At 59.9% G+C, this 15,817-nt stretch carries 13 protein-coding genes; 3 read left to right on the top strand and 10 right to left on the bottom strand.

Annotated features, from left to right (window positions below):
- From MLC70_RS00145 to MLC70_RS00120, 6 genes are all read right to left on the bottom strand, one after another.
- A complete protein-coding gene (locus tag MLC70_RS00145; RefSeq protein WP_248180947.1) occupies positions 1-1,044 on the bottom strand; it encodes a MalM family protein in 1,044 nt (347 codons plus the stop codon).
- A 47-nt stretch (positions 1,045-1,091) separates the two neighbouring features.
- Positions 1,092-2,717 (bottom strand): OmpP1/FadL family transporter, encoded by a 1,626-nt coding sequence (locus MLC70_RS00140; protein ID WP_248180946.1) that lies wholly within the window; start codon positions 2,715-2,717, stop codon positions 1,092-1,094.
- Between the two features lie 37 nt (positions 2,718-2,754).
- On the bottom strand, positions 2,755-3,765 hold the full coding sequence (locus MLC70_RS00135) for a transporter (RefSeq protein WP_248180945.1): 1,011 nt from the start codon (positions 3,763-3,765) through the stop codon (positions 2,755-2,757).
- Between the two features lie 59 nt (positions 3,766-3,824).
- Positions 3,825-4,625, bottom strand: a complete 801-nt coding sequence (locus tag MLC70_RS00130) for a C39 family peptidase (protein ID WP_248180944.1) — start codon at positions 4,623-4,625, stop codon at positions 3,825-3,827.
- 312 nt (positions 4,626-4,937) lie between these two features.
- The gene (locus MLC70_RS00125; RefSeq protein ID WP_248180943.1) at positions 4,938-6,389 is read right to left on the bottom strand and encodes an SLC13 family permease; all 1,452 of its coding nucleotides are present in this window, start codon (positions 6,387-6,389) and stop codon (positions 4,938-4,940) included.
- Positions 6,382-6,702: a TraR/DksA family transcriptional regulator gene (locus tag MLC70_RS00120; protein WP_248180942.1), complete on the bottom strand. Its 321-nt coding sequence runs from the start codon at positions 6,700-6,702 to the stop codon at positions 6,382-6,384. The genes MLC70_RS00125 and MLC70_RS00120 overlap by 8 nt, the downstream gene beginning before the upstream one ends.
- Positions 6,703-6,887: 185 nt before the next feature.
- Between MLC70_RS00120 and MLC70_RS00115 the strand changes: the two genes are divergently transcribed.
- The gene (locus MLC70_RS00115; RefSeq protein ID WP_248180941.1) at positions 6,888-8,252 is read left to right on the top strand and encodes a sodium:solute symporter family transporter; all 1,365 of its coding nucleotides are present in this window, start codon (positions 6,888-6,890) and stop codon (positions 8,250-8,252) included.
- A 149-nt stretch (positions 8,253-8,401) separates the two neighbouring features.
- Positions 8,402-9,928 carry a glycerol-3-phosphate dehydrogenase gene (gene glpD / locus MLC70_RS00110; protein WP_248180940.1) on the top strand — a complete coding sequence of 509 codons (1,527 nt, stop codon included), beginning with the start codon at positions 8,402-8,404 and terminating at the stop codon, positions 9,926-9,928.
- Here glpD and MLC70_RS00105 read toward each other — a convergent pair.
- On the bottom strand, positions 9,882-10,496 hold the full coding sequence (locus tag MLC70_RS00105; RefSeq protein ID WP_248180939.1) for a uracil-DNA glycosylase family protein: 615 nt from the start codon (positions 10,494-10,496) through the stop codon (positions 9,882-9,884). The two genes, glpD and MLC70_RS00105, sit on opposite strands and share 47 nt — an antisense overlap.
- 91 nt (positions 10,497-10,587) lie before the next feature.
- Between MLC70_RS00105 and MLC70_RS00100 the strand changes: the two genes are divergently transcribed.
- Entirely contained in the window at positions 10,588-11,328 is a 741-nt protein-coding gene (locus MLC70_RS00100; RefSeq protein ID WP_248180938.1) for a nitroreductase family protein, read from the top strand.
- Here MLC70_RS00100 and MLC70_RS00095 read toward each other — a convergent pair.
- The 3 genes from MLC70_RS00095 to edd all read right to left on the bottom strand — a co-directional run bounded on the left by MLC70_RS00095 (position 11,319) and on the right by edd (position 15,752).
- Complete coding sequence (locus tag MLC70_RS00095) at positions 11,319-12,857, bottom strand: sensor domain-containing diguanylate cyclase (RefSeq protein ID WP_248180937.1); 1,539 nt, start codon at positions 12,855-12,857, stop codon at positions 11,319-11,321. The genes MLC70_RS00100 and MLC70_RS00095 overlap by 10 nt on opposite strands.
- 112 nt (positions 12,858-12,969) lie before the next feature.
- Positions 12,970-13,935 carry a glucokinase gene (glk, locus tag MLC70_RS00090; protein WP_248180936.1) on the bottom strand — a complete coding sequence of 322 codons (966 nt, stop codon included), beginning with the start codon at positions 13,933-13,935 and terminating at the stop codon, positions 12,970-12,972.
- Positions 13,932-15,752 (bottom strand): phosphogluconate dehydratase, encoded by a 1,821-nt coding sequence (edd, locus tag MLC70_RS00085; protein WP_248180935.1) that lies wholly within the window; start codon positions 15,750-15,752, stop codon positions 13,932-13,934. The genes glk and edd overlap by 4 nt, the downstream gene beginning before the upstream one ends.
- Between the last annotated feature and the right edge of the window lie 65 nt (positions 15,753-15,817).

The raw sequence follows: 15,817 nt of genomic DNA, 5'->3' as shown, positions 1-15,817 counted from the left end.
CTAGCGTTCGCGCAGTTCGGTCAAGCTGAGCTCGCCGCGGATGACATGGGGAATAGCACGGGGGCCCCGCGTGCCCTCAACCACGGTCTGCCCCTGCGTGTCTTCATCCCGCGTGTAAATCACCAGCCATCGCTCCCCATGCTCCGGAAACACCGGGACGTGGGCCTCCAGATAACCACGGCGATGCCAGCTCTCCGGCACATAGTCCGCCACCATATCGGTCACCACCCTCACGGGCTTGAGGTTACCATCGAGGAACGCCGCCGAGGGGACAAACAAGCCGTCTTTAGCGAAGGAGCGTATCCTCATGATATAGCCCCGTTTTGCTTTACCTGTTGGCAGGCGAACCAACAGGTACGGACTATGGCCGGTGATGAAACCGTGAACCGGCGAGGCGTCATCAATGTTCAGGCCAAACTCGCGGCCGCTTTGCCAGTCTTCCGCGGCCCCGGTGTCCAGTGAGTCGCAACAGTGGCGCTGCCAGCGCACCAGGTAGCTCTCGGTGGGCTGTTCAATCCCCAGTATGGCAAACGCATCCGGGTCGCCGCCCTCGCGGGGCGCAGCCTGCGCTTCGCCATTACCTTGCTGGTAGATGCTGGCGGGGGTGAGTTCGACCGGTGGCTTGATCCGGCCTTTTTCCACGGCAGAACGGGTATCCGGCTGGTAGTAATTGACCCGGATGTTGCCCTCGGCGTCGCGCCAGGTGAAATAGGGTTGGGGTTCCCCGGGGCGAATGTAACCGTCCCGCTCAAGCTGATTGCCGTCCGGGTAGTTCTCCAGGTTGAACTCCGGGTCCGCCGGCGCGACGGTTCTACCGGGTTCCGAGGGCTCCGAGGATTCTCCCGAGTGGTCGGCAACGTCGGCCGCTGGCTTTTCGGCAGGTTCACGGATGATTGGCGATTGCTGCACCCGCCCCTGATCATCCACCCAGGTAAAATAATCCTGCTCGGAGGATGAAGTCGGCCCGGTGCCCTGGCATCCGGCCAGCAACACCCCTGCCAGTATCAACAGACACCCCCTCACCCGCAGACCCTTTCTCGACATACGCCCTCACCGCCAATGGAGAAGCGCGATCCTATCGCGCCACGGCATCAGAATTTGGTCCGGAAACTGAGTCCCGCCATCACCACCCGCAGGGAGGTTTTGACGTCCAGACCTGCATAAGGGTTGTAGATGATGTTGGTTATATTGTCACAGTTCAGGTTGCAACTGGTATTGGCCGGGATGGTTTCAATCGACTGCAGGTAGCTGAGATTCATGTCGATCTCGGTGTCCTTGTCCCACTTGTACCCCATGCCCACGCTGTAGAGGTTGGCGCCGCCGAACGGCGCCATGATGGAGCGTTGATCATCCGGGATCACCGAATCACGGATCTCCACGCCGGCTCGCAGATCAAGCCGTGACGAGGCATGAAACTCCAGCCCGAACGCCCAGTTCCACTGATCGGTAAAGCCCAGCGGCAAACGCAGCGTGTTGGGCGTGGCGTTGTCCGGTGACAGAATCCGCGCGGCGTTGAGGAACTCCAGGTTGCGATCGAATCTGAACACGAAGGCATCCCACTGTTTGTAATCGGTCCAGCCCACATCCACATTGACTGTCAGCAATTCGTGCACGTCCACACTGATCCCGGTCTGGAAATGCTGCGGGTAGACCAGATCCATGCTGACGTTGCCGGCTTCCCGCGGTGCACCGGAGGGTAAGCTCAGAATCGCGGACGTGATGGCACCGAGCACCGACCCGTTTACGCTCTGCCAGAATCCGGACCAGTCCTCGGTATACTCAATCTCGAAGGTGCCTTTGAGATTCATGTCGGCTTCGGACGTATAACTGGCGCCCCAGGTGAACCAGTCCGTGGGTTCCCACATGACACCGAGGGTATAGGTGGGAGAAAGAGTCTCCTGAACGTTGATGCTCAGGGCGCCGATGTCATCCCAAGGGCCGACGTTACCACCGCACAGTGCCAGCCAAGGCTGCAACGGCTCGTCCCCACTCTCACAATTGAACGCATCCTGCAGCACTTCTGCCACGCCCAACAGCATGTTGGGGGCGCGCATATACTGATCGGCTGCGATACCCATGTGGGAAAGATGAATGCCGGCACCGACTGACCACTCGTCATTGATTTCATAACCCACAGTCGGTGACAGATAAGTGGTTCTTTGCAAGGCCGTTGCCTGTGGCATGTAGCGCCCGGGGTCGTCCTTGTCGCGATAGAAACCGGCTGCCAGTGGCAGGTAAAACGCATTACCGAAGGTCAGTTTGGAGCCGGGCGGATTGATGCTGACACCGGCCGAAGGCGCAATCGCGGGGCCCGGAGGTGCCCGCAAAATGCCGTAGCCCGGAACGTACAGCGCCACGTTGTTGGTATGGCTGTGCGTGTTGGCAACCGGATCCCGTTGCTTACCGGTCAGAGGATCGGTTTCAAGCCCCTTGATGCCGAAAATTTCGTAGTCTTCGTCAGCGTAGAAATTGGCATCAATATCGAGATAGACGCTCATCAGGTTTACTTCAAGCTGGCGCCCATCCAGCTTGGTCAGCCCCGCCGGATTGTAGTGAATCGCCATGATCCCCGGGGGATCAGCTGTGACGGCATTGCCCAGCGCCAGAGCTTTGGGGTGTATGGTCAGATTCTGCGCGAGCTGCGCCTCGGCACCACACGAGAGGGTCGCGGCGATCACGGCCCCGAGAATCTTCTTCTTGTGGCTGGTCATTCCCATGGAGTCCTTCCTTCCCGTAAAACGTCAGCGGCTTTGGTCACTCTTTCAGGCCGGAGAAATTAATGGGCAGGGATACTCCCAGGGAGAAGTCCGGGGCGTCCTCGGTCAGACCGATACCAAGACTGGTGTTCACAATGGTGGTGTCACTCACCCGGGTACCCAGTGAAAGACTGAGAAAACCGGTCATCTGATCCTGCGCCACAGCCTGGTCGCCGTTGGAGAAGGTCAGAACGGTCTCATCGCTGTAGCTGAGCTGAGCCGACACGCTCAGGGAAATATCGTAGGACAGGGAATAAGCAAAACCCGCAGAGCCTGACAGGCCGAACCCCGGCTCCACTTTTTCCAGCAGGCGGGCGCCCCGAACCTGCTCAAGTCCGGATTCAGTCAGATTGTAGGTTGCACTGACTGAACCGAACACCACCACCGGATCCAGAACCTTGGACAGGCTCGCGCCACCACCGATCGAGTAATAACCGCTGCCGGTGGATAGCTGCTCGTTGATATCAATCTCATAGGGACTGACGCCGGTTTTCGACGTCAGGGTGCCGAAGAAGGTGGTGGATATTTTTCCGGGCACATAGGCAAAGGGCTGCCAGCGGGCGGTTGCCGAAATGTCTCCGAAGTCGTAAACGTTGAGTTCATCCTGGGTGTCGTACTTCACCACCAGTGGCACACGGGTGCCCACGGTCAGGTTATTCAGCAGACCGTAATCGTAGGTGAACGCGTTGGTGAAGCTGTGGGTGGCCGAGGGCACAACGTCCAGATTCCGCACCGATCCATTGGTGATTGCAAGATCCAGCCGCTGGTCGGCGGTATACGTGTAGTCAAAGGCGTAGTTAAGAGCGTGGGAGCCCTTTTTCTGCAGGGAATAGTTCTTTTCTGACGCCTGAAAGACTTCCTCCAGCTGACGGGTAGAATCCTCATCCCCTTCCTGCTTTGCCAGCGCCTCCCTCGCCTGATCGACATTGCCGTCCTGGGCCGCAGCCATCCCGGGCATCAGACCGGCCATCGAACAAAGGATAAAACCTCGCGTGAACCAACGATTCATCCTGACTCCCTTAATTCTGATTGTTTTAATCCTGATCCCCGGTGCGTAAACCCGGGCCTTTAATTTCGGCGGTAATGAAGCTGCTTGCGGGTGTTCTCCACACTGCCATCCGGGTTGTTTTTCTGGCGCTCAAGCAGATTCTGGATACGTCTGGCTGTCGCTTCATGAAAAAGGGGTGCCTGCTGGAGCGCCAGCAGCGTCAAGGTCTGGTCATCAACAAAGCGGAGGTCCTCTTCCTTGAGCTCCAGGTAATCCAGTGGCTTGTCGCTGCCCGGAAAAACAATGAACAACACATTGTCATTCCATTTCTCTTCGAACTGCGCGAGCGTGAAGGAGATGTTGCCTACTGCAGGATCGGCCAGGTAAACACGGCCATCGCGAATGGTCCGCAGCACCACAAAGTGTTTGAAGCCGGCGTGCTCGATGGGAACGATGGCAGGGTGGTCAAGGTCGATGAGGTCTTCAATCGACGCCCGGAAGCCACCGGATGGATAGCCAAGCGCCGTAACCAGGCGTTTCATGTCCAGCATGGAAAACGCCCGGCGCTGTACGATCCTTTCGCTTTCACCGTAGTGCAGCAGGCCTTCCATAACCTGACGCTCGTTCAGTGTCCGGCCCAGGTAATGGTTCAATACCGTTGTCAGCGCGGCACTGCCACAACTGTAGTCATAGGCCTGACGAACAATGTTGCGGAACTTCTGCTCGACCAGAGGCTCGAGGCGGACATCGGTGCGAAGTTTCACCGGTCCGCTGTCGATATCCTGTTCAATGACCACCGTCTCCCGGTCAAACGGTTCCACCACGGTCGCTTCCTGCACCATGGTGAATGTAAGGATGGATCCGGCAAGTACCAGCAGCATGTCTGAAGAAGTCCCTGTTATTATTAGTCGTTGCCTTACGCACGCATTCTTGTGTTACACGTTGTTACGGTAAGATACCGAAAAGCCCTGACCCTTAAAGATAACTGTGCCTCAAATCTGTCGCTGCAAAAGAGGCCGGATGCCAGGGTTTTGAGAACTGGTTCAAGGCATTGGGACAGGCCCTGCCGTAAGTCGACGTCGGGCACTCGGGATTTCACTGGAAGAGGCCATCATTCAGAACATCAGCCACCGCTCGGAAGCGATGGACCGGGCCGAGGATCTCCTCGGCAAGATTCGGGGTGAGTATTCGGGCTAGAGCGTGAACACCAGTCCAAGTAAAAGGTAACTGGCGATGGTCACCACGATGATACCCAAGACGTTGAGAGCAAATCCGGCACGGATCATGTCCTGGATTTTCATGTGGCCACTGGCAAACACGATGGCATTCGGCGGGGTCGCCACGGGCATCATGAAGGCGCAGCTGGCAGCAATCGCCGCTGGAACCGTCAGCAGCAGGGGCGACAACTCCTGAGAGATCGCCAGAGCGCCCAGCAGCGGCAGAAAGGCGGCGGCGGTGGCGGTATTGCTGGTCACCTCCGTCAGAAAAATAATGACACCGGCCACCAGAACGATCATCACGATGGCAGGCAGATGCCCGGCCACACTCAGGCTTTCGGCAATCCACTCCGCCAACCCGGAGCTGCTTATCACGCCTGCCATGGCAAGACCGCCGCCAAACAACAGCAGCACGCCCCAGGGAATGCTTTGGGCAGTCTCCCAATCCAGCACGAACACCCGTTCTTTTACATTCACCGGAATCAGAAACATCGCCACCGCGGCCGCGATGGCAATCCCCGTGTCGCTCAGCCAGGGCATCCGTTCGTCCGCCAGCAAAGGTCGAAAAATCCACGCTGTGGCAGTCAGCACAAACACCACCGCAACCAGCATCTCCCCGCGCTGCAGCGGGCCAAGGGCCCTGAGCTCGTCCTGAATCAGGGCCCCGCTGCTGCCCTCGGCGGCAAGACCGAAATCGGTGCGGGTCAGCCACCACCAGGTCAGCGTCAGCATAACCACGCTGACCGGAACACCGATCATCATCCACTGGGCAAAACCGATCGACACGCCCTGATTCTCGCTGAGATAGGCCGCGAGGAGCGCGTTGGGTGGTGTACCGATCAGGGTGGCGATACCCCCGATACTGGCGGAGTAGGCAATTGCCAGCAGCAATGCCGTTGCGTACCGGCGCTGGCCTTCTGACTCGCCACTGCTCATCATCGCGATGACCGACAGTCCGATGGGCAGCATCATGATGGAGGTGGCAGTGTTGCTGACCCACATACTCAGGAACGCGGTGGCCATCATGAATCCGGCAATCTGCCGCCGGGGCTTTGCTCCCACCGATCTGAGCGTGTGCAACGCAATACGCCGGTGAAGATTCCAGTGCTGCATGGCAAGGCCAAGCGTAAAGCCGCCCAGAAACAGAAAGATAATGGGATTGGCATAGGGCGCCGTGGCTTCCTTGACCGAGCCAAGGCCCAGCGCGGGCACCAGCAAGATCGGTAAGAGCGCGGTCGCGGGAATCGGGATGGCCTCTGTCGACCACCAGGTTGCCATCAACAGCATGAGCCCGGCGGCGGCCCAGGCCGCTTCACTCATGCCGTTCGGCGCGGGCAGCACCAGAGTGAGCACCAGGAATAACGGGCCGAGGACCAACCCGATTATCTGGCTTCTGGGCAGTCCCGGTCGGGAATCATCATCAGGCATCGGCGCACGTCACGCATACCGTGGTGTAGGGCAGGACCTGGAGCCGGCGAGGATCGATCTCTTCGCCACACCGCTCACACTCATCACCCACGCCCTGCTGGATGCGCTCAATGGCGTGCTCGATCTGTACCAGTTCAGAGCGGATTTCCACCTCCAGCGAATCAACCACTTCGTCATTCTGGGTCTGGATCGCCTGCTCCTCGAAGTCTTTCTCCAGTGCACCGCCCTCGCGGTGCTGATGGGCTTCGTAGCGAGTGAGCCGGGCCCTGAGATCTGCCCGCAATGTCTCCAATTCGGATTGTCTGTTGTCCATAGTGCAACCTCCGGAAATAGCGCCTGATGATTGATCAGCGCATAAACACCAGCCTAAACCATAAGCTGGACCCTGGATTGACGCTTGTCAAAATCGCAGTGAACCTGCAACCGATCACCGAATCTCGCCGCACAGGCGCGAATATGGCACTATTTCGCCCTTCTCACCCGGCGGAGCAAATAATCATGTTCTACACCACTGCGGCCGCGCTGGCCGTTGCCCTGATTCTGTTTACCTGGCTTGGCGTTCGGGCACGGCTGGCTGACGGGGGACTGGACGACTTTGTCACCGCCCGGAACACTCAGGGGGCGAGGGCCCTGGGGCTCAGTTTTCTGGCCTCGGGCATGGGCGGATGGATCCTGTTCGCGCCACCGGAGGTCGGTGCGCTGGTGGGGCCTCTGGCGCTGGCCGGTTACGCTCTGGGCGCCGCCCTGCCCTTCATCGTGTTTGCCTTTTGCGGGCCGGCCATTCGCCGCTTTCTGCCTCAGGGCCGTAGCATCGGAGAATTTGCGCAGGCCTGCTATGGCAACGGCGTCCGCCACTATGTGTCGCTGATCTCGGTGCTGTACATGCTGTGTTTTCTGACTGCCGAGCTCACTGCCATCGGTGCCATCACCTCCATGCTCTCCAGCGTCAACGGCAACCTGGCGGTGATCGGTGTGGCCGTTGCGACCCTCATCTACACCGCCTGGGGAGGATTGCGGGCCAGTCTGGTCACGGATCAGTGGCAGGCCTTTCTCCTGATTGCCCTGCTGATCATTGTCGGCGTGGTTGCGACCGACCGGCTACCGGAGATCAGTCTGGATGACAGTCCCGGCGTGCCGGTTGGTAGCGCTCTGGGTGTTGCACTCACCTTGGTGATTGCAGTCACGGCCGCCAACCTGTTTCATCAGGGTTACTGGCAGCGGCTTTGGTCTGCCAGGGATACCTCTGCGCTTCAACGGGGCGCCTTCTTCGGCGGTATTATCACCATCGCCGTTGTGGCCATTGTGGGCTCACTGGGCATCGCCGCTGCCATGAGTGGAGCCGATCTGGGCAACCCACCGATTCCGTTCTTTGCCCTGCTCGCTGACGCGCCGGCATGGCTCACCCTTCCCGCGCTGATATTGGCTCTGACACTGGTGGCATCATCGGTCGACACCCTTCAGAACGCCCTCGCCTCTCTGGCGGTAACTGAGAAAACCGGTATGTCTCTGACCTCCGCCCGCTGGCTTACAGTGCTGCTGATGATTCCGGTGGTGCTGGTGGCACTGCAGGGCATCTCCGTGCTGCGTCTGTTTCTGATTGCCGACCTCCTGTGCGCCACCGCGGTTATTCCGGTGCTGATGGGGCTGTGGAAACGGATGTCCACCCTGGCCGCGGTCGGCGGCGGTCTGGCTGGATTGATCGGTGCCATCCTGCCCGGATGGTTCACCGGTGGCAGCCTCGCCGCCGGCCTGCACGCCGCCAGTTTCCCCGGCGCCATTCCCACATTGGCGCCGTTCCTTGGCGCGCTGGTGTGTTCAACCGTGGTCAGCGTTCTGCTGGCGATGTTGGCGGGTCGCCGCTGAATCACCCGGGACAGAGGCTGCCTCGGGTGATTCAGCGGACTGCCGCAATGTGAGAGCAGTCACTGTAGCGTGAGTTGAGGTCGTTCTTACCTGACAACAGCGGTATACTCAGTAACCATGTCGAGGGTGTACCAGGGAACGACCAGATCATGAAACCAGAGCACACGGAATATGACGTCATCGTCGTCGGTGGCGGCGTAAACGGCACCGGCATTGCCATGGATGCGGCAGGTCGCGGTCTGCGTGTGCTTCTGTGCGAGATGAACGATCTCGCGTCCGCCACGTCGTCTAACAGCAGCAAGTTGATTCACGGCGGATTACGCTATCTGGAGCACTACGAATTCCGCCTGGTGCGTGAGGCCCTTGCGGAGCGTGAATCGCTTCTGAAGAATTCGCCGCACATCATGTGGCCCATGCGCTTCCGCCTGCCCTACCGGGCCCATTTGCGCCCGGCGTGGATGATCCGTACCGGTCTTTTTCTTTACGACCACCTCGCCAAACGAGAAGTGCTGCCCGGCTCCCGCTCCATCCGTTTTGACGGCACCAGCCCGCTGAAACCGGAAATTACCCGTGGATTCGAATACTCGGACGGCTGGGTGGACGACGCCCGCCTGGTGGTACTGACCGCATTGAAAGCCCAGGCCTGCGGCGCAACGGTTCTCACTCGTACCAAATGCACCAGGGCAGTCCGGGGGAAACAGGCCTGGACGGTCACCCTCGAAAACACACAAAACCAGTCCACCACGACCGTAACCGCCAGAGCCATTGTCAATGCCTCTGGCCCCTGGGTCAGCCGTCTGTTCAGCGAAACTCTGGCCATGCAGGCTCCAAAAGCCATCCGCATGGTTAAAGGCAGCCATATTGTCGTTCCCCGACTGAACAAGGATACCGAAGCCTACATCCTGCAGAACGAGGACGGCCGCATCGTTTTCGTTATCCCCTACGAAGACCGTTTCTCACTGATTGGCACCACCGACGTCGAGTACCAGGGAGACCCGAAAAAGGCGACCATCTCGGCCGAGGAAACCCGCTACCTGCTGGACATTGTCAACGATCACTTTCGTCACCAACTGTCACCGCAGGACGTGGTCTGGTCCTACTCCGGAGTCCGGCCGCTGATGGACGACGAACAGCAACCCGCACAGAAGGCCAGCCGGGACTACGCATTCGAAGTCGATGCCGAGGCAGATCAGGCTCCGGTGATTTCCGTGTTCGGTGGCAAAATCACGACCTATCGAAAGCTTGCCGAAGCTGCCACAGAAAAGCTCTGCCAGTTTTTCCCCGGCGCCGGTCGCCAGTGGACCCGCAACGCCGTTCTTCCGGGAGGCGACTTCCGTGATCAGAGCACGCTGGCAGAGCACTTCCAGAGCCAGTGGCCCTGGCTCCCCGAGGACATGATCAGTCGATTCGTACGCACCTATGGTACGCGCACTCGCAATGTCCTTGGTGCTGCCGGTGCCATCGACGCACTGGGCCGTCGCTTCACTGGCAATCTCTATCAGTGTGAGGTGGATTATCTGATCGCTGAGGAATGGGCCATGACGGCCGAGGATATCCTCTGGCGCCGCACCAAGCAGGGGCTTTACGCGTCCGATGAGCAGGTACGGGCGCTGGAGAATTACATCGGTCTCACGATCGGAGCAGGGTCCGAATCCGCGACTGCAGTGTCGGAATAACTTCCTCTTCGAACCAGGGATTGCGGCGCAGCCAGAGATTGTTGCGTGGGCTGGGGTGCGGCATAGGCACCAGATTCGGCCAGTAGTGGCGCCAATGTCGAACGTTTTCGGTGACCGAGCGGGCGGCACTGGGCAGATGCCACGCATGAGCGTATTGCCCGATCACCAGCGTCAGTGCCAGATTGGGCAAGCGCTCCAGCAACGCCTGTCTCCAGGCCGGCGCACATTCCGGTCGTGGTGGCAGATCCCCCGATTTACCGGTGCCAGGGTAGCAAAATCCCATCGGCAGAATGGCGAATTTGTGCTCGTCATAGAACTCCTCCCGTGACACGTCCAGCCACTGACGCAGACGATCCCCACTCGGATCGTTGAACGGCAAGCCGGTCTCGTGCACCCGTCGGCCGGGGGCCTGTCCGACCACCAGCAACCTGGCCGATTCTGACAGCTGGATCACCGGTCGCGGGCCGCAGGGCAGCGAATCTGCACACAGAGTGCAAGCACGCACCCGGCTCACCAGTTCCCGGAATGGCAGTTCCCGGAATGGCAGTTCAGACAGGGGTTCGGTCATGGGCTTTCGTCATCCAGGCAATTGCATAAATCGGACTTTCCCGTAACGATAGAGCCACACAACCCACTTCACAAGCACGCAAGGACACCTCATGAACGCGAAAGCTGGCCCTCGTACCCCGCCGGAGATCGATGTTGAAGAGTTCCGCAAAGTAGTGCGCAGCCGCCGTTCGATCCGCCGTTTCACCGACGAGCCCATCCCGGCGGACGTGTTGGACGACTGCCTGGAACTGGCCACGCTGGCGCCAAACTCCAGCAACCTGCAACCCTGGGAATTCTTTGTGGTGCAATCGCCGGATCTGCGGAAAAAACTGGCAACCGCCTGCCTGAACCAAAATGCGGCCAGAACGGCGCCGGTGTTGATCGGTATTGTGGCCCGTACCGATACATGGCGCGAACATGCCCGCGAGGCACTGGCGCAATGGCCGGAAGAAACCTTGCCGGGCATTGTCGAGAAATACTACACCCGCATTGCCCCCATCCATTACAACCAGGGGCCACTTGGGATACTCGGCTTGGCAAAGAAAACGGCGGGCCTGTTTGTCGGCCTCACCCGTCCAGTGCCGCGCGGGCCCTATTCCGCCACGGAAATGAAAATCTGGGCGACCAAGTCCACCGCATTGGCTGCAGAGAACCTGATGCTGGCGCTGCGAGCCTACGGGTATGATTCCTGCCCGATGGAGGGCTTCGACGACTGGCGCGTGCGCAAGCTTTTAAACGTGCCTCGCCAGGGCCTGGTGGTGATGGTACTGGCCGCGGGCAAGCGCGCCGAGAACGGCGTTTACAACCGCCAGTATCGCCTCGACAAGCAGACGTTGGTGCACTACCTCTGAGGGTGGCTTTTGCGGGCTTTCTTGATCGCGTACATGGCGTCATCGGCCCGGGCCAGCAAGGCGTCGGGGTCGGTTTCCCCAGCATGGCTCACCACCCCGCCCACGCTTGGGCCCGCATAGTCCAGTGACATCTCCGGCAGGTCGAAACGGCCGCAGGTCACTTTGCGCAGCCGACCGAGGAATGCCTCAAGCCCGGCTTCGCCCTCCTCCGGTTTTGCTGACGACAGCACCACAAATTCATCGCCGCCGTAGCGGCTGACCAGATCACCGGCCCTTGACGCGCCGCGCAGGCAGACCGCAAGGCTCTGCAGAAACTGGTCGCCCACATCGTGACCGTGTTCGTCATTGATCTGTTTGAAACCATCAAGGTCCATAAACGCCACGTAGATCTTTCCACCGTTGCGCTGAGCCGCCGCCAGCATGCGCGCCAACTCCTCAATGAGGTAACGGCGGTTGGCTAGCCCGGTCAACGGATCGTGAAGCGCATAAACGGACAATTCCTGATTCGCGCGCTCCAGTTGTTCCAGGTACTCCGCCCGCTCGGCAAGAAGCGACAGGTAATTCGAGCAACTGATGATCAGGCGCTGTTCATTGTCATAATCGTCAACCGCGTCGGGTTCGGTGGCCGCCAACAAGATGCCCGCCACCCGACCGGCCGCGGTTTCCACGCCGACCAGCGCAACCACGGCCCGGGCGCTCAACCCCACACGCTTTAACGCAGGTGTCAGCCTGGACACGTCAGTATGGGCAGCAAGAAAGGGATCCGGATGCACGCTATCGAACAACGCGTCGGTCAGCGGTATCAGCTCATCGGTTTGCTTGGCCAGAGCCATCCAGGGCTCGTCAGCCGCAGACAACGCGCGACAGCGCTGCCCCTGCAGCTCGAACGGCACAGCCCGGTGCCATACGCCGTCTTTTTCCAGCAGTGCCGCCGACTCGGTGAGGCCGGCATGGAAGTCATCGGAACGGAAACAGAGCTCACCAATGGCGGAAATCAGCGCCACTGCCTCCAGCCTTTCCTCAGCCCGGTTAGCACGGAGAATCGAAGCCTTGGCTGCGGCATCCCGGGCGATCTGGTAAGCAATCAGCTCGGAGCAGAGCTTGAGCACGTCAAAGGTGTCCTGATCCACACGCCTGGACTCACTACTGGCGCCACACAGGGTTCCATACGTTCCGCCGTCCAGGTTGTTTACAGGCACGGTCAAGTAGGTTTTCAGGCCCAGCTTCTGGGCCGCTTCGGAATCCCCCCACAACTCAGGCACATTCGGGGTATAGAAGGTTCCCTCGTCCATGGCGCGTTTGCACAATGTATCGAACCACTGCACCGTCAGCCCTTCCGGGATGTTCATGTCGCCGGTATTTTCCGAAAACAGGATGGTCTGGGTCTGCTTCACCTCATCAATTACGGTGAGATAGGTGGATTCCAGGCCGGTGATGCGTTGCAAAAGCAATAGAATGGGACGGGTGAGCTGTTCGAGGTTCTCAGCGCCGGAGAGAGACCGTGCAAAATGAGTAAGTAACAAATCCATGCCGCGAATATGACTGCCGGTGACGGTGAGTGTCGGGCAAACCGTATGATTCGCTTTGCCTTATTATATGCAGATTAGACCTTTCGTACCCTGACAGCCAGTCACATCGGGCCTATACCTCCGGATTGCGAAGGGCTTCCGCGGCACCCAGCAGGCCGGTGTAGGCCTCGGTCACCACGTACACCGGGGTAGACTCCACCAACGGGCGCATCCGGCCCTTGTCCTCAAAACCAGTGCGGAACGGGCTCTCGAGAAAAAACTCAAGGATACGGGGCAGGATGCCACCGCACAGGTACACGCCCCCCATGCTACCCAGCGTCAGTGCCGCGTTGCCCGCCACCCGCCCCAGAATCTCGCAGAAGTGCCGCAGGCTTTGCTGCGCCAGCAGGTCGGCGTGGCCGACCGCGGCGACGGTGATCTTTTCCGGCCCATCCAGGGGCGCCGGCAGCCCCTGAATCTCGGCGTGCGCCTGATACAGGTTCAGCAGGCCCTGCCCACACAAAATTCTCTCCACCGACACGCGCCCGAACCGGGCCTTGAGTATGCGCAGAATCGCCATTTCCAAGTCATCCACTGGGGCAAAATCCACGTGGCCGCCCTCAGTCATCAGCGGCACCCAGCCATTGGTGATCGGCACCAGCCCTGAAACTCCAAGCCCGGTACCCGGGCCCATCACCAGTCTGGGCCGGCGGCTGTCACCCGGCCCGCCGCACACATGGACCAACTGATCGGCCGAGACATGGGGCACACCCAGCGCCATGGCGGTAAAATCGTTGATCACCTTGAACGCCCGCCACTGGAATTGCTGGCGCAGCTCTTCGGTGTCAAAACGCCAATGGTTGTTGGTCATCCGCACCCGGGTGTCCCGAACCGGGGACGCGACCGCCAGGCAGGCTTCAGCAACGGCCTCAATGCCCGCTTTGTTGAGGTAATCCGCGATGGCCGCGCCCAGACTGTCGTAGTCCCGGCAGGGCAACACAGCAATCGCTTCGGGTTTGACCTGACCCCCGCGCACCAGCGCAAAGCGGGCGTTGGTTCCACCAACATCCCCTACCAGGGCGAATTCGTGATCAGTCATGCGTTGTGGTTCCAGAAAAAACAGGCGCCTTCCTCGGGGTGACTGGCAGAACGCCGCATCCAGCCAAACAGTTCCCGTCCGTAGCCCTGATGAGACCGGGCCAGATCGGCTTTTTCCGAATCACGGGCCGCCAATTCGTCCGCATCAACCAATACGGACAGATCACCGTGTTCCGCGTCCACACGCACCAGATCACCATCGCGAAGCCTCGCCAGCGGACCGCCATCCAGCGCTTCCGGATAAACATGAATGGCCGCTGGCACCTTGCCCGAGGCCCCGGACATTCGCCCATCGGTAACCAGCGCCACGCGGAACCCGCGGTCTTGCAGCACACCCAGGTAAGGCGTCAGTTTGTGCAACTCCGGCATACCGTTGGCCTTGGGGCCCTGGAAGCGCACCACGACCACACAATCACGATCCAAATGGCCCGCCTCGAACGCGGCCTTCAGGTCGTTCTGGTCATTGAACACCACTGCAGGCGCTTCCACCAGGCGGTGTTCCGACGCCACCGCCGACACCTTGATCACCCCGCGCCCGAGGTTACCATCGAGCACTTTCAACCCCCCGTCTGGTGCAAAAGGCGCGGCGACAGAACTGAGCACCTCTGGTGCCTGGCTGGTTTGCGGTGCCGGCGACCACACCAGCTGGTCGTTATCCAGCTCCGGCATGCGTGTGTACTGCTCAAGCCCCGGCCCCATCACGGTCTGCACGTCATTATGAAGAAAGCCGCCGCTCAGCAATTCGCGGATCAGGAAGGGTGTACCACCGGCCTCGTGAAACGCGTTGATGTCCTCCTGGCCATTGGGGTAAATGCGGGTCATCGACGGCACCACCGACGACAATTCGGCGTAGTCGTTCCAGTCAATGATTACGCCCGCCGCACGGGCAATCGCAATCCAGTGAATGGTGTGATTCGTGGAACCGCCGGTCACCAACAGCGCCACGAGGGCATTGATAATGGCCTTCTCGTCCACCATGTCTCCCAGACCCAACTCGCCGCCGTGGGGTTGTGACAACCGGATAACCTGCTCGGTTGCGGCACGGGTCAGACGGTCGCGAAGCGGTGTGCCGGGATTCACGAAGGCCGCGCCGGGCAAGTGCAGGCCCATCACTTCCACCAGTAACTGATTACTGTTGGCCGTACCGTAGAAGGTGCAGGTACCGGGACTGTGGTAAGACTTGCTCTCCGCCTCCAGCAGCTCCTCTTTCCCGATTTTGCCCTCGGCATACAGCTGCCGGATACGCTGCTTTTCCTTGTTCGGCAAGCCGGAGGGCATCGGGCCGGCCGGCACCAGAACGGTGGGCAGATACCCGAAACTGAGGGAGCCCATCAACAGACCCGGCACGATCTTGTCGCAGATACCCAGCAACAGCGTGGCATCAAACATGTTGTGGCTCAGCGCCACTGCAGTGCTCATGGCAATGACATCCCGGGAAAACAGGCTGAGTTCCATCCCGGGCTGGCCCTGGGTCACACCGTCGCACATGGCCGGTGTGCCGCCGGCAAACTGTGCTACGGAACCCATACCGTGGGCCGCGTTGCGAATAACGTCGGGGTAACCGTGGTACGGCTGGTGCGCCGAGAGCATGTCGTTATAGGCAGACACAATGGCCACGTTGGCCTTGTTCATGAATTTCAATGTGTCTTTATCCGACGCGTTGCACGCGGCGAATCCATGGGCGAGATTGCCGCAGGATAGTGAGCTGCGGTGAGGCGACTGCGCCTTCAGCGCGTTCATTCTTGCGAGATAGTCCCCGCGGCTGGCGCGGCTGCGCTCAATGACTCGCTGGGTCACCTTTTTAACCACTGAATGCATGCGGGTCTCCTCCCTGTATGGTTATGACATCTGGTATTAGACGTAAGTGTACACCCGGGTTCTCG

This window comes from Marinobacter goseongensis, from assembly GCF_023156235.1.
Classification (GTDB): domain Bacteria; phylum Pseudomonadota; class Gammaproteobacteria; order Pseudomonadales; family Oleiphilaceae; genus Marinobacter; species Marinobacter goseongensis.
This window is presented reverse-complemented; position numbering and strand designations above follow the sequence as displayed.

Coding starts and splice junctions, on each gene's coding strand:
- MLC70_RS00145 (WP_248180947.1), bottom strand. CDS start 1,044: ATGTCGAGAAAGGGTCTGCGGGTGAGGGGGTGTCTGTTGATACTGGCA.
- MLC70_RS00140 (WP_248180946.1), bottom strand. CDS start 2,717: ATGGGAATGACCAGCCACAAGAAGAAGATTCTCGGGGCCGTGATCGCC.
- MLC70_RS00135 (WP_248180945.1), bottom strand. CDS start 3,765: ATGAATCGTTGGTTCACGCGAGGTTTTATCCTTTGTTCGATGGCCGGT.
- MLC70_RS00130 (WP_248180944.1), bottom strand. CDS start 4,625: ATGCTGCTGGTACTTGCCGGATCCATCCTTACATTCACCATGGTGCAG.
- MLC70_RS00125 (WP_248180943.1), bottom strand. CDS start 6,389: ATGCCTGATGATGATTCCCGACCGGGACTGCCCAGAAGCCAGATAATC.
- MLC70_RS00120 (WP_248180942.1), bottom strand. CDS start 6,702: ATGGACAACAGACAATCCGAATTGGAGACATTGCGGGCAGATCTCAGG.
- MLC70_RS00115 (WP_248180941.1), top strand. CDS start 6,888: ATGTTCTACACCACTGCGGCCGCGCTGGCCGTTGCCCTGATTCTGTTT.
- glpD (WP_248180940.1), top strand. CDS start 8,402: ATGAAACCAGAGCACACGGAATATGACGTCATCGTCGTCGGTGGCGGC.
- MLC70_RS00105 (WP_248180939.1), bottom strand. CDS start 10,496: ATGACCGAACCCCTGTCTGAACTGCCATTCCGGGAACTGCCATTCCGG.
- MLC70_RS00100 (WP_248180938.1), top strand. CDS start 10,588: ATGAACGCGAAAGCTGGCCCTCGTACCCCGCCGGAGATCGATGTTGAA.
- MLC70_RS00095 (WP_248180937.1), bottom strand. CDS start 12,857: ATGGATTTGTTACTTACTCATTTTGCACGGTCTCTCTCCGGCGCTGAG.
- glk (WP_248180936.1), bottom strand. CDS start 13,935: ATGACTGATCACGAATTCGCCCTGGTAGGGGATGTTGGTGGAACCAAC.
- edd (WP_248180935.1), bottom strand. CDS start 15,752: ATGCATTCAGTGGTTAAAAAGGTGACCCAGCGAGTCATTGAGCGCAGC.